12 protein-coding genes are annotated in these 25,844 nt (G+C 74.2%); 4 read left to right on the top strand and 8 right to left on the bottom strand.

All coding sequences use genetic code 11. From position 1 onward, the window contains the following. The first annotated feature begins 106 nt into the window (after nt 1-106). From AB0F11_RS01230 to AB0F11_RS01240, 3 genes are read left to right on the top strand one after another with little or no spacing between them, the layout of a single operon-like run. Nucleotides 107-235 carry a hypothetical protein gene (locus AB0F11_RS01230; protein ID WP_362166888.1) on the top strand — a complete coding sequence of 43 codons (129 nt, stop codon included), beginning with the start codon at nt 107-109 and terminating at the stop codon, nt 233-235. Beyond that, the gene (locus tag AB0F11_RS01235; protein ID WP_362166890.1) at nt 232-744 is read left to right on the top strand and encodes a hypothetical protein; all 513 of its coding nucleotides are present in this window, start codon (nt 232-234) and stop codon (nt 742-744) included. The genes AB0F11_RS01230 and AB0F11_RS01235 overlap by 4 nt, the downstream gene beginning before the upstream one ends. Continuing rightward, complete coding sequence (locus AB0F11_RS01240; RefSeq protein ID WP_362166892.1) at nt 741-1,367, top strand: hypothetical protein; 627 nt, start codon at nt 741-743, stop codon at nt 1,365-1,367. The genes AB0F11_RS01235 and AB0F11_RS01240 overlap by 4 nt, the downstream gene beginning before the upstream one ends. 76 nt (nt 1,368-1,443) lie before the next feature. On the opposite strand, the gene AB0F11_RS01245 is transcribed toward AB0F11_RS01240, so the two are convergent. Together AB0F11_RS01245 and AB0F11_RS01250 are read right to left on the bottom strand one after the other, a co-directional pair. After that, nucleotides 1,444-2,940 carry an MFS transporter gene (locus AB0F11_RS01245; RefSeq protein WP_362166894.1) on the bottom strand — a complete coding sequence of 499 codons (1,497 nt, stop codon included), beginning with the start codon at nt 2,938-2,940 and terminating at the stop codon, nt 1,444-1,446. 116 nt (nt 2,941-3,056) lie between these two features. Further along, nucleotides 3,057-3,428 (bottom strand): DUF3291 domain-containing protein, encoded by a 372-nt coding sequence (locus AB0F11_RS01250; RefSeq protein WP_362167255.1) that lies wholly within the window; start codon nt 3,426-3,428, stop codon nt 3,057-3,059. A gap of 162 nt (nt 3,429-3,590) precedes the next feature. Here AB0F11_RS01250 and AB0F11_RS01255 point away from each other — a divergent pair, with 162 nt between their 5' ends. Further along, entirely contained in the window at nt 3,591-4,238 is a 648-nt protein-coding gene (locus AB0F11_RS01255; RefSeq protein WP_362166897.1) for a MerR family transcriptional regulator, read from the top strand. Here AB0F11_RS01255 and AB0F11_RS01260 read toward each other — a convergent pair. The 6 genes from AB0F11_RS01260 to AB0F11_RS01285 all read right to left on the bottom strand — a co-directional run bounded on the left by AB0F11_RS01260 (nt 4,229) and on the right by AB0F11_RS01285 (nt 25,780). Further along, complete coding sequence (locus AB0F11_RS01260) at nt 4,229-5,536, bottom strand: FAD-dependent oxidoreductase (protein WP_362166899.1); 1,308 nt, start codon at nt 5,534-5,536, stop codon at nt 4,229-4,231. The two genes, AB0F11_RS01255 and AB0F11_RS01260, sit on opposite strands and share 10 nt — an antisense overlap. 36 nt (nt 5,537-5,572) lie before the next feature. Next, nucleotides 5,573-7,369: an acyl-CoA dehydrogenase family protein gene (locus tag AB0F11_RS01265; protein ID WP_362166902.1), complete on the bottom strand. Its 1,797-nt coding sequence runs from the start codon at nt 7,367-7,369 to the stop codon at nt 5,573-5,575. After that, nucleotides 7,369-9,090 carry an acyl-CoA dehydrogenase family protein gene (locus AB0F11_RS01270; protein ID WP_362166904.1) on the bottom strand — a complete coding sequence of 574 codons (1,722 nt, stop codon included), beginning with the start codon at nt 9,088-9,090 and terminating at the stop codon, nt 7,369-7,371. The genes AB0F11_RS01265 and AB0F11_RS01270 overlap by 1 nt, the downstream gene beginning before the upstream one ends. Continuing rightward, nucleotides 9,087-10,697, bottom strand: coding sequence for a PfaD family polyunsaturated fatty acid/polyketide biosynthesis protein (locus AB0F11_RS01275; RefSeq protein WP_362166906.1), 1,611 nt, complete (start codon nt 10,695-10,697; stop codon nt 9,087-9,089). Before AB0F11_RS01275 ends, AB0F11_RS01270 begins: the two co-directional genes overlap by 4 nt. Before the next feature lie 37 nt (nt 10,698-10,734). After that, a complete protein-coding gene (locus AB0F11_RS01280) occupies nt 10,735-18,339 on the bottom strand; it encodes a beta-ketoacyl synthase N-terminal-like domain-containing protein (RefSeq protein ID WP_362166909.1) in 7,605 nt (2,534 codons plus the stop codon). A gap of 106 nt (nt 18,340-18,445) precedes the next feature. Then, entirely contained in the window at nt 18,446-25,780 is a 7,335-nt protein-coding gene (locus AB0F11_RS01285) for an SDR family NAD(P)-dependent oxidoreductase (protein ID WP_362166911.1), read from the bottom strand. Between the last annotated feature and the right edge of the window lie 64 nt (nt 25,781-25,844).

The following is a 25,844-nucleotide window of genomic DNA, read 5'->3' on the forward strand; positions in this document are numbered from 1 at the left end:
ACCGGTACAACTGGGACAACATCAAATCGACCCCGATCGGTCCCGTGGTGATCGAGGACAAGGAGATGGCGCGGCTCCACACCGTCGGCTGGCCCAGGAGTTCGACATGCGAGGCACGAGTTCCGTACAGAAGTACGACTTCGGTGCGCCCGATGCAGGCGTGGAGCCGCCTGCGGACGGGGGGCGCCACGGGACGCGCAGCGACCCCTCCCGAGGCGAGGAGGAGAACCGGTGAAACGCGCGGTGGTGGCCGCCGCGGTCGTGGCCCTGGCCGTCGCGGGGGCGGGGATCGCCGTGGGGTGGGTGCCGGAGCCGAAGGACAACCGGGCTGTTGCCCCGCGATGGCTGGAGGGCGTGGGCGGCAAGGAGGCCGCCGCGTACCTGCGCGTGCAGATTCCGGCGGATGCACAGGACGTGAGAGGGGCCGGAGTGGACGGTTGGGACGCGGACAGCTACCTGCTGTCGTTCACCGTGCCGCACGCCGAGGCCGAGGTGATCGCCGCCGATCTGCGCCTCGACCAGCCGCTGGAGCCCCACCCTCCGCTGCCTCCTCGCAAGCCTCCGGGCCCGGTGTCGTTCGCGCATCTGGGTCTGCCCAGCCCCGACACCGTGCCGAACGCGCGCACGGGCAGCGTCTGCCCGCCGTGCATCGGGGACGAGCGCAGGTCCAAGCTCCAGAGCATCGGCATCACCCTCCAGGACCTGGGGGGTGGGATCACCCGGGTCTACCTCGGGGGGCAGTGATCGCGCTCGGCCCCAGGGCGGCGGAGGGCTCGCTCGCCCGGGAGGTCTTCGGGCCCCTCGGCGGGGTCGTCGAGTGTGCCGCCGCCCTGGCGGAGCGGTCGGTCGGGCAGTTCGTGGGCGAACGGCGCGGCGAGCTCGACCGGATCCTGGCCGGCGTGCAGGGCATCGGCTCCTTCGGCCCCGAAACCATGGCCATCCTCGACCAGCTCGGCTACCTGCGCGAGCACGAGGTGCCCGCCACCTCCCTGCTGCTCTGGTCGGGCGGCATCGAGGAGGTCTCGCCGGACCTCGGCGGGGACGAGGCCGTGGGGCGCATGGCCCGGATGGGAACCGATCTGCAGCTCGTGCATCTGCTGCAGGCGCTGGTCGGCACGGCCTCGTTCCGCGCCGGGGCCGACGACACGGAGGAGACCGCGGCGCGGATCGTCGAGGTGCTGTCGGCCGCCGCTCGCCTGGCCGCTCCGGCGCACGAACGCACCGTGCGCGAGGTGTTCCTGATGTGGCGGACGGCGTTCCTCCCGGGCGTGCTCATGCCGTCCTCGGCTTCGCCCGAGGCGGTCAAACGGGGCTTCAGGCCGTACGCGCACCTGCTTGAGGCAGCGCTGGAGGCTCCGCGTCCCTGACGCCGGCCGGGGGGCGGTGTGCAGCGCGAAAGCCCGGCGCGGCGGGGGCCGGGCCGGGCTTTCGGTGGGCGGGGGGTCAGGCCGTGGCCGAGACCGGGGTCGGGGTGGTGTCACCGGACTTGCGCGGGGGTGCGGGCTCCTCCGCCGGGCGGTTCACCGTGCGGGGGATGGCCAGGGCGCACAGGCCGCCGAGGAAGACCACGGCCACGCCGACCCAGACGGCCGGGTGCATGCCGTCCACGAACTCCTGGGCGTTGGCCATCGAGCCGTTGCGGACGAAGACCGTCGACAGGACGGCGATGCCGAGGGCGCCGCCGATCTCGCGGGCCGTGGTGTTGGCGCCGGAGGCCGTGCCGTACAGGTTCTGCGAGACGGAGGCGAGGACGACCGCCGCGGTCGGGGCGAAGGCGAAGCCCATGCCCGTGCCGCCGAGGATCATCGCCCCGACGAGGTGGGAGTAGGGGGTGTTGTCCGTGGCCGCCAGGGTGATCCAGGCGAGGCCGGCCGCCTGGAGGAAGAGGCCGAGCGCCATCAGGCGGCCGCCGCCGACGCGGTCGGTCAGGGCGCCGGCCACCGGCGCGATGAACATCGGCATCAGGGTCCACGCCAGGGTCAGGACACCGGCGTGCAGCGGGGTGCGGACCGGGGCGATCTGGAGGTACTGGGAGAGCAGGAAGATGGAGCCGAAGACGCCGAAGTACATCGTCGCGGAGACCACGTTGCACATGACGAAGGCGCGCAGCCGGTAGAGGGACAGCGGCAGCATCGGCATGGCGGCGCGGGACTCCCACGCCACGAACCCGGCGAGCAGGACGGCGCCGCCCGCGAACGCGCCGAGGATGCGGCCGTCGGTCCAGCCGTCCTCGGCGCCGTTGACGATGCCCCAGACGAGGGCGACGAGGCCGCCGGTGGCCAGGACCATGCCGAGCGGATCCAGGCGGGTGCCGGCCAGCTTGCTCTCGTCCAGGACCTTCAGCACCAGCGGAACGGCGATCAGGCAGACCGGGACGTTGATCCAGAAGATCCAGTGCCAGTCGATGCCGTCGACCACGGCGCCGCCGACGAGCGGGCCGAAGGCCACGGCGAGACCGCTGAACGCGGACCACAGGCCGAGCGCGAGGCTGCGCTTGTTCGCGGGCACGGCCTGCGCGAGCAGGGTCATCGACAGCGGCATCACGGCCGCCGCGCCCACGCCCTGGGCGGTGCGGCCGACGATCAGCTCGGCGGTGGTGTCGCACAGCCCGCAGTACACCGAGGACAGGGTGAAGACGGCGATGCCGAGGAGGAAGATCCTGCGCCGCCCGAACCGGTCGCCGAGGGCGGCGCCGGTGAGCAGCAGACAGGCGAACGCCAGGACGTAGGCGTTGACGAACCACTGCAGGTCCTGGGTGTCCGCCTTCAGCTCCTTCGCCAGGGTCGGCAGGGCGGTGGACACGACGAGGTTGTTCAGCGCCACCATGAACATCGGGACGCTCGTCGCGATGATCGACAGCCACAGGGGTGCGGTGGCGCCGCGGCGTGCGGGCGCGGCGCCACCGCCGGCCGCTTCTGAGGTGCTGGTGTCGGTGCTCATAGGGGGTTCTCCATACGGAAGACGGGGTTACCGGGCGGTGCGCGGCGCGGTGCGCAGTACGTGCCCCGGCCCGGGGCGGGGGTGTCCCGGGCCGGGAGTCGTGGCCGGGCGAGGCCTCAGGAGTGCTCGCCGGCGCTCTCGGCGCTCTCGGCGTCGGCTCGCAGCTGGGCGTCGAGGCGGGCGCGGGCGTCGTCCCAGTCGAGCGGCAGCACGGAGGCGGGCATCTCCCAGAAGGTGAAGACCGACGTCCGCATGGTCGCGCGGAGTTCGCCCATGATGCCGCGGTGCGGTTCGGCCCTGGCGTAGCCGTAGATCGCCTCGCGGCTCTCCCAGGCGGACAGCGTCCAGAAGGTGCGCTTGAGGGGTTCGGCGATCAGTGAGGCCTCGACCGCTCCCGGCGAGGTCTTCAGCTGGGCCCAGGCGGCCAGGGCGCGCACGAAGAAGCGGGGTACGTCGGAGAGCGACTTCACCTCGAAGCGGGACGCCATGACATGGACCCGGGCGGTCGTGGGGACCGGGTTGCGGCCCTTCCAGGAGAGTTTCGGCACCGTGAGCCTCGCCTTCAATAATGGAGAGTTGCAGTATCCATGATAGAGAGTGGAACTGTCCACTGGCCAATCGAGCGTGGAAGAAGCGAAGAACGGAAGACGATGCGAATCTCTGAGCTGAGCCGCCGCAGCGGAGTGCCGATCACGACCATCAAGTACTACCTCCGCGAGGGGCTGCTGCCGCCCGGACGTGCCACCGCCCCGAACCAGGCCGAGTACGACGAGTCGCACGTACGGCGGCTCCGGCTGGTCCGGGCCCTGGTCGGGGTGCGGGGGCTGAGCGTGGGCGCCGCCAAGGAGGTCCTCGGCGGCGTGTACGAGCGCGAGGACGACCCGCACAAGGTCCTCGGCCTCGTCCTCGGCGCCACCGCCGAAACCGCGGACGACGGGGAGAAGGACACGGACCTCGAGGAGGCGCGCCTCGCCGAGGTCGACGCCCTGCTGGACGCCCTGGGCTGGCAGGTGTCCGACGACGCCGCCGGCAAGGCGGTCATCGCCCGGACCCTGCAGACCCTCGCCGACCTCGGCATGGACTACGACTGGCACCGGCTGCTCCCGTACGGCGAACTCGCCGACCGGATCGCGGCCGTCGACCTCGACGGGATCGAGGACCTCCGGGACCCGCTCGAGATGGCCGAGCGGGCCCTGGTGCTGACGGTCCTGCTGGAGCCGGTCCTGATGGCCCTGCGCCGCCTCGCGCAGGAGAGCCAGTCCGCGGCCCGGCGGGGCGCCGGCCCCGCTCAGCCCTGAGCCTGCTCCTTTGTCTCCTTCAGGAGCTGGGCCGCGGCCTCCGCGCCCGAGGAGAACGCCGCCTCGTGCGAGCCGATCTGGTCCCAGCCCAGCTTCCTGGAGTGGAAGTAGGAGCCGGCCAGCTTCAGCCGGGTCCCCTCGTTGACGTTGTAGATGTCCGCCTGGAGGTTGCGGACGTTGATGTCGATGATCGGGTGGGTGTACGGGAACTCCGCGATCACCGACTCCGGGTCCACCTCCAGCGGGTAGTCGAGGGTGACGAAGTAGTCCTTCTCCGCCGTGAAGCCGTGCAGCTTGTTCATGTAGTACGCGACGTACTGGCGGGCCTGGCCGCCGGCCTCGACCTGGCCGTAGTTCCAGGCCTCCCAGCGCTCCTTGGTCGCCGGCATCACCGAGGTGTCGGTGTGCAGCACCACGCGCGAGGAGCTGTAGCGCACCGGGCCCAGCACCTCCTTCTGGCGGGCGGAGGGGTTCTCCAGCAGCGCCAGCGCCTCGTCGGCGTGGGCGCCGACGATGACGTAGTCGAACGTCTCGCTGCCCTTCGTCGTCGTGACGGTGACCGAGTCGGCGTCCTGGCGGATCGAGGTGGCCGGCTCCGCCGTGCGCAGCTCGGCGCCGATCGCCGCGATCGCCTTGCGGACGTAGGAGATGGAGCCGCCGCCGACGGTGCGCCAGTCCACCTTGCGCCCGCCGAGGCCGCCCTCGTCGTGGCCCAGGTAGAAGGCGATCACCGTGGAGGCGGGGATCTCCCAGATCAGCTCGGCCGGCACGGACCACACCGCCGAGCAGAGCAGGATCACGTACGAGTAGCGGAAGGCCTCGCTGTAGCCGCCGCGGTCGAGGTACTCGCCGAGCGGGATGTCGGCCTTCTTGCGCAGGAAGTCGCGCCGGCCCTCCTCGTGGAAGCGGCGGGCCTCGCGCCAGATGGTGACGAACTCGTCGGAGTAGCGGCCGACGACCTCCTCCTCGCCCAGGTCCAGCTCCTGCGTGCCGTACTCCAGCCCGCTGTCCAGGTCGAAGAAGTTGAACCCGCCGAGGTGCTCGACGGCCTCCACGCCCAGCTCGTCGAAGAAGCCGAAGAGGTTCGGGTACGCGGGCCGGTTGAAGACGACGAACGCCGTGTCGATGCCGAGGACCTTGCCGTTCTCCTCGACCTCGACGGTGTTGGCGTGCCCGCCGAGCCGGTCCTCCCGCTCGAAGATCGTGATCTGTGCGTGGTCACGCAGGTGGTAGGCAGCGGAGATCCCGGCGACGCCGGCGCCGACGATCGCGACGCGGGGGGTGGGATTCTGCGACATGGGAGACGTCCTTCACAGTCAGGTTCTACGGCGGTGTCAGATGCGTGCGGCGGAGGAATCGGCGGTGCGCTCGGCCAGCGGGAACTGCCAGAGCGAGAACAGCCGGTTCTCCCGGTGCAGATGCCGCAGCACCTGCATCACCTCGTCGATCACGGACTGGTCCGTGACCGCCTCGTGCGGGTACAACTCCCTGCGTACGCGCTCCAACTGGAGCAGCAGTAGAGCGGCGCTGGGGAGCGGGTCCTCCAGGGCCTCCTGCGAGTGCACGTACGTCAGCACGACCGCGGCCGCCGCGTGCACCAGGCAGTACTCCTTGGCCAGGTCGAACAGCTCCGGGGACTGCCCGTACGCCCGCCCCAGCCGCGCCTTGAGGGCCCCGGCGCGCTCGTTCAGGGAGCCGGTGCGGCCGATCAGCTCCTCGGCCACGTCCGCCGCCGCCAGCAGCCGCTCGCGCTCGCCCTCCTTGGCCGCGCCCGCCAGCGCGCGCAGCCGGCGCACCCCGTCCGGCGCGGCCAGCACCGCGTCGTCCAGGCCGCCGCGGCTGAACAGCTCCTGCTTCCAGGGCGCGTACGCCGGCAGCTCGGTGTCCATCCCGAACAGGGTCGCGGCCCGCTCCTCGGCCACCGCCACGGCCGCCGGGTCCGGGTCGGCCGCCGAGGCCAGCAGGCTGCCCAGCTGGTGGCCGAGGTTGCGCAGGTTGACCACCGTGTTGCCGTCGGCGATGTCGGTGATCAGGATGTCGCGGACCATCTTCTGGTGCATGCCGTAGTGCGGATGGTCGCGTACGAACGTCCGCGCGCCCAGCACCACCGTCAGCTGCGACAGGGTCTTCTGCAGCTTCGTCGGCACCAGGTACTTGATCACCGAGGACCAGACGCTGACCTGCTCGGGCGCCGCCTGCAGGCTGCGCGTCGCGCCCAGGAACACCGAGTCCGCCAGCATCAGGTCGGCGAAGGCCTCCGCCAGCTGGCGCCGGGTGTACGGCACGTCGGCGATCGTGTCGCCCAGCAGCACCCGGCCCTCGGCGAAGTCCATGGCCAGGCGCAGGCTCGTGTCCACGGCCGCGAGCGCCAGGTGCATCAGCACCACGCGCGCCGTCTGGCTGGCCTTCAGCGCGATCTCCAGGCCCTGCCCGCGGCCGCCGAGCATCGCCGACTCGGGCACGAAGGTGCCGTTGAAGCGGACCCCGCTGAGGTCCAGGGCCCGCACCCCGTACAGGTTCTCGAAGGGGGTGTCCTCGATCGTGGCGGCGTCCGCCGCCCACTTGTCCACCACGAACAGCGAGTACGCGGCCGGTCCCGGGCGATCGCCGGTCCGGGCGAAGACGACCATCTTGTCGGCGACCGTCGCATTGCCGATCGGCCACTTCTCGCCGGTCAGCAGCCAGCCGCCCTCGGTCTTCTCGGCCCGCACCTCGTTGGCGACGAGGTCGCTGCCGTGGACCCGCTCCGACAGCCCCCAGGACATCGAGCTGCCCCGGCGCATGTCCGCGATCAGGGCGCGCTTCTGCTCCTCCGTGCCGGTGATCCAGGCGGGCATGAAGCTCAGGTTGTTCAGCGCGGTGCCCACGGCCGTCGACGGGTCGCGCCGGGCGACCAGGCGCATCAGGTTGACGCCGGTCTCCACGTTCCCCGCGAGGCCCCCCTGCTCGGCCGGCAGGCCCCGCAGGTGCGCGCCCCAGCGCCGCAGCAGGTTCACGTAGTGCACCGGGTACGCGCCGCTCTCGTCGAACTCCAGGACCCCGGAGAACGGCATCCGGCTGTCCGGGTCGTGCGGGTCGCCGAGGTAGGCCTCGAGCTCCGCGGCGAGTGCGGTCAGATCGGACTTGGACATCAGGACTCTTCCTGTCGGTTCGGGGCCGCCGCCAGCCGCACGGGCAGGGCGGTGAACAGCCGGCCGGACTCCCGCAGCGCCAGCGCCGCGTCCAGCGCGGGCTCCAGCAGCGCGCCGCGCCGCCGCGGGTCGGTGCCGTCGGCGCGGGCCAGCAGGTAGCCCAGGACCGCGCCCAGCCAGCCGGCGGAGCCCGGCTCCGTGCCGTACAGCGAGCGGTCGAGGTTGGCCCGCCACAGGTGGACGGCGCAGGCGGCCGCATGCAGCCACGCGTACCGCTCCGCCGCGTCCACCAGGGCGTTGGGGTCGGCGCCCGGCCCGCGGGCCGCCCGCGTCAGGGCGCCCAGGCCTGCGACGGCGCCGGCGAGCTCGGCCACCAGGGCGGCGACCCCGGCATCCTCCCCGCCGGCCAGGGCCCCGGACACGGCGGCCGCCGCCTCCGGGAGGCCCGCCAGCACCGGGTCCACCCCGCGGGCGAACATGTCCAGCCGGGCCGGCTCGTACGCGGGCAGCTCCGCGCCCAGCCCGAACACCGCGGCCAGCGCCGCCGGATCGGCCGGGGCCGGCCCCTCCGTGAGGGTGGGCACCTGGCCCGCGTACGACTTGAGGTTGGCCAGCGTGCTCGCGTCGATCACCCGGACCACCGCGGAGTCCCGCTGGAGCTTCTGGAACAGCCCGGCCCCCCGCTCGCCCTCCCGCAGCACCGAGCGGGTGGCCAGCACCGCGCCCGCCCGCCGGATCAGCTCGTCCGAGGCCTCCGCCACCACGTGCTTGGCGGACAGCGCCCACACCGAGAACGCCTCCGGCACCACGTGCACCCCGCGGGCCGCCGTCAGCGCCGCCACGTCCGCCGCCAGCAGGGCGGCCGCCGCGACCGACAGCTCGCGCCGCGGCCACGGCGAGGCCGCCAGCTGCGCCCTGGCGACCTTCCGGCCGACGGCGAAGTCCAGGGCCAGGCGGACCGCGCTGTCCGCGATGCCCAGGCTGCCGGCCATGCTCATCAGCCGGACCGCCTGCTGCGCCTTGACGGCCGCCTCCAGCCCCTCGCCCTCCCGGCCCACGCGGGCGCCCTCGGGCACCGCGAAGCCGGTGAACCGCAGCCGGGCCAGGTCGATCCCGCGCATCCCGTTCGTGGCCGCCGCGGGCAGCCGCTCCAGCTGCCCCTCGGGTACGTCCCGCAGGTCCAGCAGGACCGCCGAGAACGCCCCCGGGCCGCGGGCCCCGGTGCGGGCGACGACGTACACCGCCTCGCACCGCAGGCCCAGCCCGACCATCCACTTCTCGCCGTCCAGCACCCCGTCCGGGCTCAGGGACACCTGGTTGGCCAGCAGGTCGCTGCCGTGGCCGGCCTCCGTCAGCGCGAAGCCCACCGCGCCGCCGCCGCGCAGGACCTCCGCGGCGAGCTGCTGCTGCTCCACGCTGCCGTGCAGCTGCAGGCAGGTCGCCGCGATGATGCTGAACATCGTCCCCGGCATGATGTTGACGTCCCGGCGGGCCGCCGAGCGCACCAGCGTCAGGCTGCGGTCGAAGGACTCGAACGCCCCGCCCCACTCCTTGGGCAGGTAGTTCAGGTGGAACCCGGCCCGCGCCAGCTCCGCGCAGAACGCGGCCGGGAACTCCTCCCGCTCGTCGCGGCCCACGGCCGCGGCGAACCCGTACGGATTGGCATCGTCCGCCGGGTCGCCGAGCAGCTCCTCCAGCGCCTCCGGGGTCAGCGCGCTCACGGCATCCCGCCCGAGGTCTCCAGCGGCACCGGACGGTAGTCCGCCGCGCTCGCCGGGATGTGCACGCCGGCGTTGCGCAGCTGGGCCAGCCGCGTGTGGAAGGCCGCGCCCCGCATCAGGTGGTGGGCCACCTCGGCGACCCGGCGGTTGCCCGGGGTCTTCAGGTAGCTGCCGGTCACCCAGTCGTTGAAGCTGCCCATCGCCGGACCGCACCAGACCTGGTAGTCCATCGCCCGGTCCGCCTCGCCGACCACCGCCCAGCGCGAGGCCATGCCCAGGTACCAGCGGAAGACCAGGGCCATCTTCCGCTTGGGGTTGTCGGCGGCGCGGGCCAGCTGCTCCGGGTCGCGCCGGGTGAAGTACTTCACGCACTCCTGCCAGACGTCCTCCAGCGGCCGCCGGAAGACCTGCGTCTCCAGCTTGGCCCGGTCGGCGGCCGGGATCGCCTCCAGGCCGTCGTACGCCTGGTACAGCTCGTACAGGCGCTTGGCGCGCATCGGGAAGAAGGTGCCCTTCTTCAGGACCTGCAGGTCCACGCCCATCTCGAACATGTCGGCGGCCGGGGCCATCTCGCAGTCCGCGATGCCGGCCTCGGCGAGCATCGCCTTGGCCGCCGTCGAGGCGCCCGACTCCAGGCAGGACTGGTTCACCGAGCCGGTCACGGCGTACGCGGCGCCCATCGCGAAGGCCGCCGCCACCGCGACCGGGGTGCCGAGCCCCCCGCCCGCGCCGACCCGGATCGGGACGGCGTAGCGGTACTCGCGCTGCACGGTGTCGCGCAGCCGCAGGATCGAGGGCAGCAGCGCGGGCAGCGGCCGGCGGTCGGTGTGGCCGCCGGAGTCGGCCTCGACGGTGATGTCGTCGGCCAGCGGCAGATGGCGGGCGAGCTCCGCCTGCTCCGCCGTCACCAGCCCCTGTTCCAGCAGGGCCGTGACCAGCGCGGCCGGCGCCGGGCGCATGAACCGCTCGGCGGTCTCCGGCCGGGAGATCTTGGCGATGAGCCGGTTGTCGGCGGTGATCCGGCCCTCCGCGTCGCGGCGCAGGCCCGCCAGCCGGTAGCGCACCACGTGCGGGGTGAGGTCCATGTACGCCGACGCCTCGACGCAGCGCACCCCGTGCCGCAGGAACAGCTCGACGGCCTCCCGCTCCAGGCGGTCCTCGCTCGGGCTGTGGATCAGGTTCACGGCGAACGGCAGCCCCGGGATCTCCGCGGCGAACCGTGCCAGGGCCTGCTCGATGTGTTCGGGCAGCAGCCCGGCCGCGCCGAAGGAGGCGAGGAAGCCCTCCCTGGCCAGGGCGATCACCATGTCGGCGGAGGCGATCCCGCCGGCCATCGCCCCGGCCATGTACGCGTACTTCACGCCGTGCGCGGCGAGGAACGCGGCCGAGCCCAGCCGCTCCGGCGCGAGGGGCTGCGCGGCGGCCAGCAGGGGCAGGCCGTCTCCGTCGGCGGTGGCGAACCCGCCGGCGGCGGCACCGATGCCCTCACGGGTGACCGTGATGAAACACGGGTGCTCCAGGTCGGCCAGCACCTGGTAGATCCCGGCCGGGTCGATGCTGGGATTGCGCTCTCCGTACCACCGGAGAGGGGTCTCGAGAGTGTCCATGGGGAAACGAAGCTCCTTGGGCTCAGCTGTCGGGCCGTCAGGCCTCGGTGGGACGGACCTCGATGGCCACGTCGGTGAGTTCGTAGATGCGCAGGCCCGGCTTGGACAGCTCCGCGTCGGCGATGACCAGCAGGCGGCCCTCCTCGCGGCGCACCTCCTTGACGTGCACGTCGAAGTTGAGCTCGGGGTCGTGGCGCAGGATCTGGCCGCGGTACTTCCAGGCCATCTCCACGTCGGTGGCCATCGCGAAGCGCGGCTGCGCGTAGCCCTCGGCGAGGTTCTCCTCGATCACGTACAGGCGCAGGGCCTGCAGGATCGCCTCGACGCCGAGCGAGCCGGGCATCACCGGGTCGCGGTGGAAGTGGCAGTCGAAGTACCACTCGTCGGGGCGGATCGCCCGGTGGCCGTGCAGGTAGCCGCGGCCGTGCCGGCCGCCGTCCTGCACCAGGTCGACCCGGTCCACCAGCGCGTACCGGCCGCCGGGCAGGTGCAGGTGGCCGCCGGTCGGGTCGGTGAACGCCGGGGCGCCCTCGGGGAGCTCGATGCGGCGGACCTTGGCCGGGTCGACCTCGTTGGTCTCGATCCACGGGGCGACGTACGTGCCGTTGTCCAGGCCCACCTGGTTGGCCAGGGCCGCGTCGCTGAAGTACCCGAACAGCGACTCGCCCGTGTAGAAGACCTCGCCGTCGGCGGACAGCTCGTAGGAGAAGTTCTGCAGCACGGCGCCGGTGACGGCGCTGGTCATCAGGAGCTTGGAGTGGTGGCGGATGGTCTTGCCCCGCAGGTCTATGTCCTTGACCAGGGTGGCGCGGCCGTCCAGGTTGCGGATCGCGTACTGCTCGTCGGTGTTCTTCAGCGTGGCGCCGAGGTAGTAGCCGAGGAAGATCGCCGCCTGGAGGGAGGACTCCATGTACACGGCGTTCGGCATGTGGGGGAAGGAGTTCTCCTCGTAGTACCAGGCGTCCGCGGGGGAGTCGTACTCGGTGACCATCTCCGAGCCGGGCTTCAGGTCGCCGCGGGTGCCCTTGAGGGAGATGACGCGGTCCACGAACTGGAAGGCGCCGTTGGGGATGTACGGGGCCCGGCTCGTGCGGTAGACCTCGAACTCGGGGCCCATCGCGATGTCCAGGTCGCCCTTGGCGGCGTGCGCCAGGTGCATCTCGTTGATCATCGCGGCCTCGCCGCTGCGGTTGCGGCGGCCCAGGAACTGCGGGATGCCGCCGGCCTCCGGGCGGTAGGGGGTGCCCGGCTTCTCGCGGACCTGCAGGCCGAGGTTCTTCATCCGGATGACCGGCAGGTCCCCGATGTAGATCAGCACGTCCGCGATGACCGTGGCGCGGGGCAGGAGGGTGAGCTCCATGACCTCGACCTCGTAGCGGATCTGCGTGTGCTTCTGGGTGATCTGGCCGCGGACCTGGACCTCGATCGGGGTGTCCGTGACGCACTGGAACGCGGCGTCCGGGAGGGTCAGGTGCATGCCCTGGTGCAGCAGGTAGATCTGCAGCAGCTGGACCGCACCCTCGGCGACCAGGGAGCCGGCGAGCACCGGGTCGTCGGGGAAGTGGCACTCGAAGTACCAGGCGTCGGGCTGCAGGTTCTTGACGGCGCTGAGCGTGCCGAGGCCGCGCGGGCCGCCCTTGCGGTCGATGGTGACCTCGTCGACCATGCGCAGCTTCTCGACCGGCAGGCGCAGGGCCGGGTTGATGCCCGGGTCCTGGGCGTGGTCGGGGCCGAAGACGTCCCCGGGGCGGCCCTGGGCGAGGAGCTCCAGGTCGCCGGCGTCCAGGTGGTTCTTGTCGGTGTAGGCGAGCGGCTTGAAGTAGCCCTTGGGCAGGGCGGCCCGCTCGGCCTTCTCCTTGTCGGTCATGACGACGCCGATCGGGGTCTCCAGCTCGGCGGCGCTGAAGAAGCCGGCGCACGCGTTGTGGAGTTCGAGGATCAGCTCGCCGTCGGCGTAGCACTGGTAGCTGAAGAAGAACAGCGTGGTGTCGCCGTTGTGGACGAAGCGGTCGATGGAGATGTCGTACTTCAGCGTCTGGCCGACGCGCGGCAGGTTGCCTCGGAAGACCAGGGTGCTGTCGAGGAGGCGGTAGACCCGCTCGCCCTTGTTGCGGAAGTCGATGCCGAGGTAGCTGACGAGGAGGAGGTCGCACTGGCCGGCCTCGACCGTGACGGCCGGGGGCACGCCGCCGTCGACCGCGTACCAGGCGTCCTCGGGGACGTCGTACTCCGTGGTGATCTTCGCCGGCTTGAACTCGTGGGTGGTGCCCGACAGCGCGGTGACCCGGCTGACGAAGTGGTACGGCTCCGCGGGCAGCCGGACGCGCTGGGCGTAGCCGTCGATGACGCCGAACTCCGGGCCGAAGACCTTGGCCACGGAGCCGACGGCGAACTCCATCAGGTCCGCCTCGTCCCAGATGACGCCGTCGGGCTTGGCGGCGGCGGGCGGCTGCGGGGCCTGCGGGGCGGCCGGCGGGAGCACCGCCGTGGCCTCCACCACGCGGGGCGCGGTCGGTACGGGTGCCGCCGGGGCGGCGGGCAGGGCGGCCCGGGCGGGCGGCGCGCTCACCGCGGCCGCCGTGGGCGCCGCGGCCGCCACCGGGCCGCCGTCGAGCAGGGCCTCGGCCCGGCTGAGCGTGGCGTCCTGGAGGATGCGCTGCGTCTCCATCACCACCGAGTGGGTGCTCACCATCTGGTGGCGGATCTCGCGCACCAGGTCGGCGGCGGCCGACGCCGGGTCACCGGCCGCCGCGGCGGCGGCCGTCCGGCGGGCCCGGCGGACGGGTGCGGATGCGGGGGCCGCGGCGGCGGCCGGGAGCGGGGCCTCCTGCACGGCCGGGGCGGCCGGAGCGGCCGGTGCGGCGGGCACGGCGGCGGCGGGCTGCACGGCCGCGGGCACCGGGGGCGCCCACGGCAGGAAGGAGATCGGTTCGCCGTCGAAGGCGATGACCTCCGGATCGGCCAGGGTCGGGTCGGCAGGCATGAGGCGTGGGTCCTCCGGCGGTACGGACGGGACGGGTGCAGGACGGGCCGCCGCAGCGGCCGGCGCCACGGGACCGGCGGCTCCCGGCCCGGCGGACCCCCCGGCGCGCGGGGCGCCCGGGGCGGTGGTGCCGGGCCCGGCGGGGCTGCCGGGGGCGGTGGTGCCCGCGGCCGTGGCGGCCGGGGCGACGGTGGCCGGCCCGGCGGGCTTGCCGGCGGCCGGGGCGGTGGTCCGGGTGCTGGGCCGGTCGGCGGCCCCGCCGGCCCGGGGTGCGGCGGTCCGGGAGGCGCCGCCGTCAGCCGGTGCGGCTGCGGTCGCGGCGGTCCGGGAGCCGGCTGCCGGGGCGGTGGTGCCCCCGGTGGCGGTGGCCGCCAGGGCCTTGGCGATGCGGGCGGGGACCGGGGTGCCGCCGCCCACCCGGAAGCGGGAGTTGCGGGCCGCGAGGACCGGGGCCGACTCGGTGGCGGGGGCCAGCAGCGCCGTCAGGTCGACGTCGAGGCCGTGGCCCACCAGCCGGGCCACCAGCTGCGCGACCGACCGCGCGGCCGGCACCCCGCGCCGGTCCACCGGCACCGCGACGTGCGCGGCGTCGCCCAGGGTGTCCTTGACCCACCGCGAGCAGGTGGCGCTCGGCCCGACCTCCAGGAAGTAGCGGAACCCCCGTTCGTACGCGCCCCGCACCAGCCGCGGGAAGTCGATCGCGGAGCGCAGGGTGTGCGCGATGCGCCGGCTGACCTCCGTACGGTCCAGGCTGCGCAGCACCCCGTAGTCGTAGGCGCTGAACAGCTCCAGGCCGCCGGTCGAGCCGGTCGGGTAGTCGTTCAGCCCGGCCAGGCCGTCCAGTTCGGCGTCCACGGCCGGGCAGTGCATCACCGCGTTGACGGGGGACCGGGCCGCCGGGCAGCCCAGCTCCTTGATCAGCGCGCGGCACTGGGCCGGGTCACCGGCGATCACCAGTTCGGACGGGGTGTTGACGTGCGTGAGGTACACCCGGTCGTACCCGGCGGCCAGCGCCTTCCCCACCGTGTCCGCGTCGGTCAGCAGCACATGGCTGGCCCACACGTCCGCGTCCGGGGTCTCCTCGGGCAGGTCCCACAGCTCGCGGACCGTGCGCCGGGGCCCCGTCAACCGGTCCCGGAAGAGCGGGGTGTTGCTGATCAGGTCGTCGCGGCGGCCCTCCGGCAGCCAGCACTCGGTGGCGAACAGCATGCTCGACTCGCCGAGGCTGTAGCCGAATCCGCCGTGCGCCCGGATCCCGAGCACCTCGCGCACCAGGTCGGTGTACAGCATCGCGAAGCTGGTGCCGGTCGCCAGCATGAACGGGATGTCCTCGCCGAGCCGCGACTCCAGCTCCATGAGCTCGCGGCGGCCCGGCGCCACCTGCGTGCGCGGGTACAGCGCGGCGGCCCGCATCAGCCGGGCCGGCTCGTCGGCCTGGCTCTCGAAGCGGTCCAGCAGCCCGGGGAAGGCCCGGAAGAAGTCCTGGCCCAGGCCCGGGTACGAGTTGAACGCGCCCGGGTAGACCAGCGCGACCCGCCCGTCCGGGCCGATCGGCGCGGCGGTGGAGAAGCTGCCCGCCGGGGTGGCCCACTCGCCGCCCCGGGCGTGCACGCCGGGCAGGTCGCGGGCCGCCAGCTCCAGCTGTGCGACCAGCTCGGCGGAGTCCTTGCCGACCAGCACCGCGCGCAGCGCCTTCCCGTGCAGGGTGCGGGCCGCCGCGCGGGCCAGCTCGTACGGGTCGCGGCCCTCGCCGATCAGGTCCCGGTGCAGCGCGACCAGCGTGAGCAGCTCCTCCAGGGAGTCCGCGGCCAGCGGCAGCAGCACCGGCCCGCCGGCGCGGCGCCAGTCCGCGGAGCTGACCTTGCCGCGGGTGGTGTCCGAGGACAGCACCAGGTGCCCGTGGGCCCCGCTGCCGCCGAGGAAGCTCATCGCCGCGTACCGGCGGCTGTCCTTGCGGGTGCGCAGCCACGGCCGCGAGGCCTCGGGGACGTACAGGCCGGAGGCCTCGAACTCCCCGGCCAGGTCCGCGGCCGGCCGGTCCCAGCCCCGCGTCCCCGGCAGGTAGCCGTGGTGCAGGCTCAGCACCGACCGGATCAGCGCGGCCATGCCCGCCGCGCACCCGGCGTCGCCGATCTGCGCCTTGGCGCTGCCGAGGGCCACGCTCGCCGTACCGGCCGGGTAGACCGACGCCAGAGCGGCGATCTCGGCCCGGTCCTGGGCCTCGGTGCCGCCCGCGTGGGCCTCCACGTACCCGATGTCGGACGCGGTGACGCCCGCCGCGGCCAGCGCCGCTTCGGCCGCCGCCGCGAACGCGTCCCGGTCGGCCTCCGGCAGCGCCCCGTCGACCGGGGCCGCGTGCCGCACCGCCAGGGACTCCAGGCGCGCGTACACCGTCGCGCCCTGCGCGGCGCCGCCCGGCCGGGTCACCACGACCGCGCCGGCGCCCTCGCCGATGCGGCGGCCGCGGCCGCCCTCGCCGAAGGTCAGCCCGGCCTCGGCGACCACCTCGGGGGTGAGCAGCAGGTTCTCCGCCGAGCCCGCCAGGTCGACCGCGCCGACCAGGACGGCCTCGATGCTCGGGTCGAGCAGCAGCAGCCGCGCGACCTCGAGCGCCTCGGCGGTGCCCGAGCCGTCCGCGGAGACGGTGAACGACGGGCCGGTCAGGTTCCACAGCGAGGAGATGCGGCTCGCCATCACGTTGCCGATGTAGCTGAGCACCTCGTTGGCGACGATCGGGTCGACGACCGCGTCGCGGCCCACGGCCGTCAGCGCCGCCAGCTGCTCCTCGTCGACCGGGACGCCGGCCCGCTCGAAGCCCTCGCGCAGGAACTGCCCGAGCCGGTAGCGGGTCAGCCGCAGGTGGGTGGTCGGCTCCATCTCCATCGCCACCACCACCGCGACGCGGCGCGGCTCGGGCGAGGTCCGGCCGGCCGGCACCGTACGGGAGTAGCCGGCGTCCTGCAGCGCCTCGTCGGCGACCTTCGTGGCCAGCGCGTGCTGGAGGTTGTACGTGCGCAGGTCCGTCGGCGGGATCTTCTGGTCGATCGGGTCGATGCCGACGCCGTCGACGAACGCGCCGTGCGGCAGGGCGTCCGGGTTCACCCCGGTCGCGGTCTGCAGGGAGCCGTCCCGGGTCCCGTCCAGCCCGCGCCAGCGCCGCTCGGGCAGCTCCACGAGGGCGTCCGCGCCGCTGTGCACGGCCCGCTCGTACGCGTCGACGCCGTCCAGCGCGCCGAAGTGCGCGCCCAGGCCCACCACGTCGAGGGCCGGCAGCGGGGCCTCGGTCGCGTCCGCCTCCTCCTCGCCGGTGTGCTCGGACAGCACCACGTGCGCGTTGGTGCCGCCGAAGCCGAACGCGGACACCGCGCCGCGGCGCGGGCCCTCGCCGGCCGGCCAGTCGCGGGCCTCGCGCACCAGGTTGGCGGCGCCGACCCGGCCGTCCTTCGAGGCCACCGGCCGCTCCACCCCGATGGTCGGCGGGATGCGGCCGTGGCCCATGGCCAGGACGACCTTGAGCATGCTGCTGAGCCCGGCGACGGTGAGCAGGTGCCCGATGTTGCCCTTCACCGAGCCGATCAGCGGGGTCTTGCCGGCCGTGCCGAAGAACTCGGCGACCGACCCGGCCTCGGTGACGTCGCCGATGGGCGTGCCGGTGGCGTGGCACTCCAGGTAGTCCACGGCCGCCGGGTCGATCCCGGCCTCGGCGTACGCCAGTTCGTAGGACTGGAGCTGGCCGCCGCCCTGCGGGACCAGCAGGTGCCGCCCGGCCCCGTCGTTGGTCAGGCCGATCCCGTCGACCACCGCGAGGATGCGGTCGCCGTCGCGCCGCGCGTCCGCGAGCCGCTTGACGGCGACCATGCCGGCGCCCTGACCGGTCAGGATGCCGCCGGAGCGGTCGTCGAACGGCTGGCTGAACCCGTCGCGCGGGTAGGCCTGCAGGTCGGAGAACGACAGGTGGATGAGGGTGGGGTCCGGCGCGCACACGCCGCCCGCGAGCACCAGGTCGGCCTGGCCGGCCGCGAGGTGGTCGCAGGCCAGCTTGAGCGCGTACAGGGCCGAGGAGCAGGCCGCGTCCAGGGCGTAGCGGGGCCCGCCCAGGCCCAGCGCGGTGGCGGCCACGCCGACCGGGGAGCCGCTGACCCGCAGGTCCTGCGGGTGCAGGGCCTTCGCGTCGATCTGCAGGGCGGGGTCGGCGAGGGCGCCGAGCGCCGGGTGGCCTGCCTCGCGCAGGCCCTGGAGCACGGCCTCCTGCACCAGCGGCACGCTGACCTCGGCCGAGGCGAGGGTGGGGAAGGAGTAGTTGCCGAGGACCAGGCCGGTGCGGGCCAGGACCTCGGGGCGGTCCGCGTAGCCGCTGTCGCGCAGCGCCTCCCGGGCCACGTGCAGCGACCAGTGGAAGATCCGGTCCAGCCCGGACAGCTTGCCGGCGTCGAGCAGGTAGCCGGTCGGGTCGAATTCGAAGTCGGTGATGAAGCCGCCCCGGCGGCAGTAGATCTCGTGCCGGGGGTCGGTGTCCCGGGTGTCGAGGGCGGGGCCGAAGACCTCCTCCCCGCCTTCCCTGCGGCTGTCCACCCCGGAGCTGAGGTTCTGCCAGAACGCGGCAGGGGTCTCGGCTCCCGGGAACAGGCAGGAGAGGCCGACGATCGCGTACTTGCTCATGAGAGCTGTGGGGTCCCTTCTGAGGGGCGGCCGGCCCGGACGGCCGGGGTGGTGCTGTGCCGTCCGGGCCGACGCGACCGCTTACGTCGTCAGGTACGAAGCGGGATCAGCCGCTGATGCCGTTCCGGGTGGCGAACTTGGCCGCCAGCTGGGGGGCGGAGACCACGGAGACACCGTCGAAGCGGGTCAGGACGCGGCCGTCGCGGGCGCAGGCCGTGATGGTGAGCGAGGAGCTGGTGCCGTTGCTCGCGGCGGTCGGCTCGACCACGATCAGGAAGGGCTCGCCGTCCGGCAGCGGGTGGTGCAGGTCGGCGCGGGCCACGCCGAGCGGCAGCCCGGCCGTCCCGCGGAACAGCTTCACCCACACCAGGCCCGCCTGGAGCAGCAGGTCGGCCGTGCCGGGCGCGAACCGCGAGCCGCCGAAGGCGCCGCCGTCCGGCCGCAGTTCGGCCAGCGAGACCTCCAGGACCAGCCGGGACTCCGCCTCGGCCAGCACCCGGCGCACCCCGCGCAGGGCCGGGCCGTGGAAGAGCGTGCCGTCCGTGTAGAGGTCCGCCGCGTCCCGCCCGGAGCCGAGCGCCGGCAGCCCGGCGACCGTGGCCTCGGCGGGCGCCGAGCCCGTGGCGACCACCGCGCCGTAGTGCGGCCGTACGGCGCCCTGCGCGTCCGCCGAGCGGATCGCCGCCTGCACCGAGCCGTCGCCGGCCGGGGTCAGCGTCAGCGTGATCTGCTCCGGCTGGGTCCCGTCGAAGACGATGCCCTTCTGGACCGAGAAGTCGCGCACCTGGCGCACCTCCTCGCCGCCGGTCCGCTCCACCGCACCGATCGCCCAGCCGAGCGCCACCACCGCGGGCAGCACCGGCGCGTCACCGATCACGTGGTCCACGACGACCGGGTCCTCGGCCACCGAGGCCAGCGACCGCTGCACCGTCACCGGCGCACCGCCCGCGGGCCGCTCCGGCTCCGACAGCGGGGTCGTCGGGCCGAGGACGGTGACGACGTCGTCCGCCCGGCCGGCCGAGAACTGCTCGGCGAACAGCCGCGCCCCGGTCTCCACCGGGATCAGGACGATGCCGCGCTCCTCGAAGATCGCCTTGACCTGCGGGGAGACCATGCCGCTCTCCCACGCACCCCAGTTGAGGGAGGTGATGTGGGCCTGCGGGTTGCGCTGCTTGAAGGAGGACGCCCAGGCGTTGAGCACCTCGTTGGCCATCGCGTAGTCCGACTGGCCCTGGTTGCCGAAGAAGCCGGCCACCGAGGAGAACAGCACCACGTGGCGCAGCGACCCCTCGGGCAGGGCGGCGGCCACCGCGCGCAGTCCGGTCAGCTTCGGTGCGAAGACCCGCTCGATCTCGGAGGCCTTCTTGTTGGCGATGAGCTGGTCGGCGAGGACGCCGGCGCCGTGCACCAGACCGGTGATGCGCTCGCGGTACGGGGCCAGCGCCGCGGCGGTCGCACCCGCGTCGGTGATGTCCGCCGCCAGGTACTCCACCTCGCTGCCCGCGGCCCGCACCCGCTCCAGGGTGCCCCGGATCTCACGGGCGCCGATGACGGCGGCACTGAGCTGCTCCACCCGCTTCGGGGTCGGCTTCTCGCCCGTCGCCTTCAGGTGCGCGGCCGCGGCTCCCTTGAGGGCCGGGTCCGCGATGCCGCGGGCCCACTCGGGCTCGTCGGCCAGCGGGGTGCGGCCCAGCAGGAGCAGGCCCGGCCGGTACTGCTCGGCCAGTTCGACGACACAGGCGGCGGTGATGCCGCGGCCGCCGCCGGTGACCACCAGCAGGTCGTCGGAGCCGAGCTCCGGGACCCCGGTGGTGCCGGTGCCGGTCAGCGGCTGCTCGGCCAGGGTCAGGCCGACGCGGCGGCTGCCGTCGTGGCCGGCCTGCACGGTGTCGGTGACGGCGTCGTACGCCTCGGCCACGACCAGCGCGGCCGCGGACTGCGCGTCCAGCGCGGGGGCCAGGTCGACGGCCCGGCAGAACACCGCCGGGGCCTCCACGGCCAGCGTCTTGACCAGGCCGGCGACACCGCCCGCCGGGACCTGCTCCTCGGGGACCCCGCCGAGGCCGAAGCGGCCGTCGAGCCGGGTGGCGGTGACGAACGCGGCCCGGCCGGAGCCGGCCGCCGCGGTCAGCGGCTCCACCGCGTGCTTGGCGACGAGGAGGGTGTGCGCCAGGCGGCGGACGCCGTCGGCCCACTCGCCGCCGTGCGCGGCGGACAGGTCGACCACCAGGGCGACCCGGTCGGCGAGGATCGGGTCGATCCGCTCGGCGAGCTCGGTCACGCCCCAGCCGGACAGGGCGTGGTCCTTGGCGCCGGTGATGCGCTCGGCGACGCCGGGCAGCCGCAGCACGTGCACCCGCCAGCCGGTGTCGGCGAGGCGGCCGGCGACGGCCGGGGCCAGCTCGGAGCCGTCGTCGACGACGAGGGCGGCGGAGCCCTGCGCGTACGCGTCGACCAGCAGGTCGGGCGTGGGCAGCTCGACCAGGGCGGCCTGCGCCCGGCCGATGCCGGCCTTGGGCTGCTGCGGCCCGTCGGCCGGGGCGGCGGCAGCGGCGGCGGTGGGGGCGCCGGCTTCGGTGGCGGGCGCTCCGGTGGGGGCCGAGCCCGCGATCAGCTGCACGATGTCGCGCAGGGTGCGCAGTTCGGCGAGCTGCTCCGGCCCCGCGGTGACGGTGGCGTCGGCGCGCTCCTGGAGGACGCCCATGATCTCGACGCGCTTGATGGAGTCGATGCCGAGGTCGGCCTCGATGTCCATGTCGAGGTCGAGCATGTCGGCCGGGTATCCGGTCTTCTCGCTCACGACGGACAGCAGGACGGCCTGGACGGCGCCGGCATCGGGACCGGTGGGGGCGGTCGCCGCAGCGGCGGGCGCGGCCGCGGCCGCGGGGGCCGCGCCGCCCGTCGTACCGGCGATGATCTCGACGATGTCGCGCAGGGTGCGCAGTTCGGCGAGCTGCTCGGGTCCGGCGGTGACGGTGGCGTCGGCGCGCTCCTGGAGGACGCCCATGATTTCGACGCGCTTGATGGAGTCGATGCCGAGGTCGGCCTCGATGTCCATGTCGAGGTCGAGCATGTCGGCGGGGTAGCCGGTCTTCTCGGAGACGACTTCGAGCAGGACGGCCTGGACGGCGCCGGCGTCCGGGCCGGAGGCGGCCGCGGGGGCGGCGGCGGGAGCAGCGGCCGGGGCGGCGGCGCCCGCGGCACCGGCGATGATCTCGACGATGTCGCGCAGGGTGCGCAGTTCGGCGAGCTGCTCGGGTCCGGCGGTGACGGTGGCGTCGGCGCGCTCCTGGAGGACGCCCATGATTTCGACGCGCTTGATGGAGTCGATGCCGAGGTCGGCCTCGATGTCCATGTCGAGGTCGAGCATGTCGGCCGGGTATCCGGTCTTCTCGGAGACGACCTCCAGCAGGACCGCCTGGACGGCGCCGGCGTCCGGGCCGGAGGCGGCCGCGGGAGCAGCGGCGGGAGCGGCCGCCGGAGCGGCCGGGGCGGAGGTGGCCGTGGAGCCCGCCATGATGCCGATGATGTCGCGCAGGGTGCGCAGTTCGGCGAGCTGCTCCGGTCCGGCGGTGGTCGTGGCGCCCGCGCGCTCCTGGAGCACGCCCATGATCTCGACGCGCTTGATGGAGTCGATGCCGAGGTCGGCCTCGATGTCCATGTCCAGGTCGAGCATGTCCGCCGGGTAGCCCGTCTTTTCCGAGACGACCTCCAGCAGGACCGCCTCCACACCCGGGCCGGAGGCAACGCTCGGAGCCGGAGCCGGAGCCGGAGCCGGAGCCGGAGCCGGAGCCGGAGCCGCGGCGGCAGCCGGGGCGGGGGCCGGGGCCGGGGCGGCCTTCGGGGCGGCCGGGGCCTGCGGGGCGGCGGCGGGCGCGGCCACCGCGGCGGCGACCAGGGCGGGTGCCGGGGCAGGGGCCGGGGCGGGAGCCGGGGCCAGGGCCGCAGGGGCCGGTGCCGGGGCCACCGCCGGGCGCGGGGCCGGTGCCTGCTGCCGGGTCAGGGCGGCGGGCCGCTCCGCGGCCGCCGGGGCGGCGCCGAGCTCCAACTGCGCGAGGTCGCGCAGGATCTCGTTGGCCCGCAGGTGGCTGCGGCCGATGTCCAGGCCGTGCTCCTTGACGGCGTTGACCGCTTCGAGCACCTCGCTCAGCTGCCCCTGGTCGGCGGCGCGCTCGAGCAGGCTCGTCAGGCGCTCGGCGCTGTGCAGCTGGCCGCTCAGATAGTCGTCGTGCAGGGAAAGGTGGTCGGCCACAAGATCGGCCAGGCGGTCGTTGTCCACGTGGGCTGTCTCCATGACGGCGGGTTCCGGGGCCGGCGCCGGCGCGGGTGCCGGAGCCGGTGCGGGGACGGAGGCCGCGACCGGGGCGGGTGCGGGCCGGACGGCGACCGCCGTGGCGGTGGCGGCCGGTGCGCCGGACGCGGCCACCGCCGCCACCGGTACGGGCTGCGGGACGGCCGGAGCCGGGGCCGGTGCGGTCGGTGCGGCCACCGGAGCCGGTGCGGCCGGGGCCTTCGCGGCGGCCGGCGCGGGAGCCGGCGCAGGCGCAGGCGCCGCGGCGACGGCCGGCAGGGTCGGGACGGCGATGCGGTAGCCGTTCTCGATCGCGTCGCGGTACGCGGCCCGGCGCTCGGGCGAGATGTAGTTGATGCCGTTCAGCAGGATCGACATGCCCTTCTTGGGCGCCGTCTCCGCCTCCGCCACCGCCGTGTAGCGGTCCGCGGTGGCCAGCTCCAGGCCGAGCACCGCGAGCTGGGCGACGCCCTGCTTCAGCGCGGTGTCCGCGTCCTTGCCGGGGCCGGCGTCGAGCGCGACCACGGTGTGCTCCCGCTCGCCCAGGATCCGGCCGACCAGCTTGGCCAGCACGTCCTTGGGGCCGAACTCCACGAACACCCGGAACCCGGCCGCGTACATCTCCTCCACGCGGGCCGCGAAGTCGACCGGGTTCAGCAGCTGCTCGGTGAGGATCTTCCGGTTGGCGGCGACGTCCTCGCCGTACACCGCGCCGCGGGTGTTGGCGTACACCGGCGCGGCCGGGGCGGACACCTCCACCGCGTCCACGCTGCCGCGGAACGCCTCGACGGCGTGCCCGACGAACGGGGTGTGGAACGCGGCCGACACCGGCAGCCGGGAGGCCCGCAGGCCCGCGTCCTTGGCGGCGGCGATCAGCTTCTCCACCTCGGCGGTGGCCCCGCCCACCACGATCTGGTCGGGCGCGTTGCGGTTGCAGACCACCACGCCCTCGCGGGCGGCGAGCAGCTCGGCCACCCGCTCCTCCGGCGCGGACACCGCGGCCATCGCGCCGGCCTCGAAGCCCTCCTCGGCCGGCGGGGCCATTGCGGCGCCGCGGGCGCGGGCGAGGGCGAAGAAGGCGTCGTCGTCGAGGGAGCCGGCCGCCCACAGGGCGGTCAGCTCGCCGAAGCTGTGGCCGAGGAAGCCCTCGGCGGTGAACCCGAGCTCGCTCAGGTAGCGGAACTGGCCCGCGGACAGGGCGCCGATGGCGGGCTGCGCGTACGCGGTGGCCCGCAGGGCGGCCTCCTGCTCCGTACGGGCGGCCTGGTCGAACGCCGGCGGCGGGAAGGCGACCGCCGACAGCGCCTCGGCGGCGCCCTCGAACTGCCGGTTGGCGGCGTCGAAGGCGGCCCGCAGCGGCGGCAGCGCCATCACGGCGGTCCTGCCGGGGCTCACGTACTGGCTGCCCTGGCCGGAGAAGAGCGCACCGACCTTGCCGGCCGCGGCGGCGCGGCGGCGGAAGTACACGCCCTTCGGGTGCGACCAGGCCTCCTCCGCGGGCCGGGCGCGCAGCTGCCCGAGTGCGAGCTCGCGCAGCGCGGCCAGCTCCTGGGCGCTGCGGGCGACCAGCGCGAGGCGGGCGCTGCCCTCGGGGGCCGGACCCCCGGTGGCGGTGGCGCCGGCGGCGAGCAGCTCGGTCAGCGCGCCGGTGTCGGCGGCGTGCCACAGGTGGACGGAGGCCACCGGGTGGGCGGGCCGCAGGTCATCGCCCTCGCCGTGCTCCTCCAGCACCATGTGGAAGTTGGTGCCGCCGAAGCCGAACGAGGAGATCGCGGCCCGGCGCTTGGGCCGCTCCGGGTGGCGGATCCAGGGGCGGGCCTCGGAGTTCACGTACAGCGGGCCGGCGCCGCGCTGCAGCGAGCCGTTCGGCTCCTGGACGTTGATGGTGGGCGGCAGCACCTTGTGGTGCAGGGCCAGCGCCAGCTTGATCATGCCGGCCGCGCCGGCGGCCGCCTTGGTGTGGCCTATCTGGGACTTCACGCTGCCGACGGCCGCGTAGCCCTTGGTGTCGGAGGCCTCGGCGAGGACCGAGGTCAGCGCCTTCAGCTCGGTGGCGTCGCCGACGGCGGTGCCGGTGCCGTGCGCCTCGAACAGCTCCACGCTGGCGGGGGAGCAGTCGGCGTCCTCGTACGCGCGGCGCAGCGCGACCATCTGGCCCTCGGCGCGCGGGGCGTAGATGGACTTGAAGCGGCCGTCGCTGGAGGTGCCCATGCCGCGCAGCACCGCGTAGATCTTGTTGCCGTCGCGCTCGGCGTCGGCGAGGCGGCGCAGGGCCAGCATGCCGATGCCCTCGCCGATCAGGGTGCCGTCGGCGTCCTTGTCGAACGGGCGGATGTTCCCGGACTTCGACAGGGCGGGCGTCTTGCTGAAGCACAGGTACATGAAGATGGTGTTCTCGGCGTCACAGCCGCCCACCAGCATCGTGTCGGAGCGGCGCTCCAGCAGCTCGCTGACGGCGGCGCGGACCGCGCCGAGCGAGCTGGCGCAGGCGGCGTCGACCGTCATGTTGATGCCGCCGAGGTCCAGCCGGTTGGCGACCCGGCCGGCGACAACGTTGCCGAGCATGCCGGGGAAGGAGTTCTCCTCCCACGGGGCGTACGCGAGGCGGAACTTGGCCGCGATCTCCTCCGCGTCCCGCTCGGAGAGCCCGCAGCTGCGGACGACCTCCTTGATGACGGGGGTCTGCAGGCGGGCGGTCAGCGGCTGGGTGAGCTGGTTGGCGCCGGTGATGCCGAGGACCACGCCGGTGCGGGAGGCGTCGTACCAGGGCTGCTCGGCGCCGGCGTCCTTCAGCAGGTCGCGCGCGACGACGAGGCTGAGGAGCTGGAGGACGTCGGTGACCTCCAGGGTGTTCGGGGGCAGGCCGAACTCCAGCGGGTTGAACGGCACGTCCGGGATGAAGCCGCCGCGCCGGGAGTACGTCTTGTCGGGCGCCGTCGGGTCCGGGTCGTAGTGCTCGGACACGTCCCAGTGGGTGTCGGGCACGTCCTCGATGCAGTCGGCCGCCGAGACCACGTTGGCCCAGAACTCGCGCAGGTCCGGCGACTTCGGGTACAGGGCGGAGAGGCCGACGATGGCGATGGGGTCGTGGGCGAGCCGACGGTCGAGGTGGCTGTCCGACGGCGGCTTGACGGGCTGCGGAGAATTCACGACAGAGCTCTCTAGGTCTCGGGGCGATCGGCCCGTGGGCCGGGGTCCGCCGGTCATCGTGGAG

The organism is Streptomyces sp. NPDC032472 (assembly GCF_040636955.1).
In the GTDB taxonomy this organism is placed as follows: domain Bacteria; phylum Actinomycetota; class Actinomycetes; order Streptomycetales; family Streptomycetaceae; genus Streptomyces.

What these genes read in the sequence shown, in the direction of transcription:
- AB0F11_RS01250 (WP_362167255.1), bottom strand. Translation starts at nt 3,428, where the DNA reads ATGGCGTCCCGCTTCGAGGTGAAGTCGCTCTCCGACGTACCCCGCTTC.
- AB0F11_RS01255 (WP_362166897.1), top strand. Translation starts at nt 3,591, where the DNA reads ATGCGAATCTCTGAGCTGAGCCGCCGCAGCGGAGTGCCGATCACGACC.
- AB0F11_RS01245 (WP_362166894.1), bottom strand. Translation starts at nt 2,940, where the DNA reads ATGAGCACCGACACCAGCACCTCAGAAGCGGCCGGCGGTGGCGCCGCG.
- AB0F11_RS01265 (WP_362166902.1), bottom strand. Translation starts at nt 7,369, where the DNA reads ATGTCCAAGTCCGATCTGACCGCACTCGCCGCGGAGCTCGAGGCCTAC.
- AB0F11_RS01275 (WP_362166906.1), bottom strand. Translation starts at nt 10,697, where the DNA reads ATGGACACTCTCGAGACCCCTCTCCGGTGGTACGGAGAGCGCAATCCC.
- AB0F11_RS01230 (WP_362166888.1), top strand. Translation starts at nt 107, where the DNA reads ATGCGAGGCACGAGTTCCGTACAGAAGTACGACTTCGGTGCGCCCGAT.
- AB0F11_RS01260 (WP_362166899.1), bottom strand. Translation starts at nt 5,536, where the DNA reads ATGTCGCAGAATCCCACCCCCCGCGTCGCGATCGTCGGCGCCGGCGTC.
- AB0F11_RS01280 (WP_362166909.1), bottom strand. Translation starts at nt 18,339, where the DNA reads ATGAGCAAGTACGCGATCGTCGGCCTCTCCTGCCTGTTCCCGGGAGCC.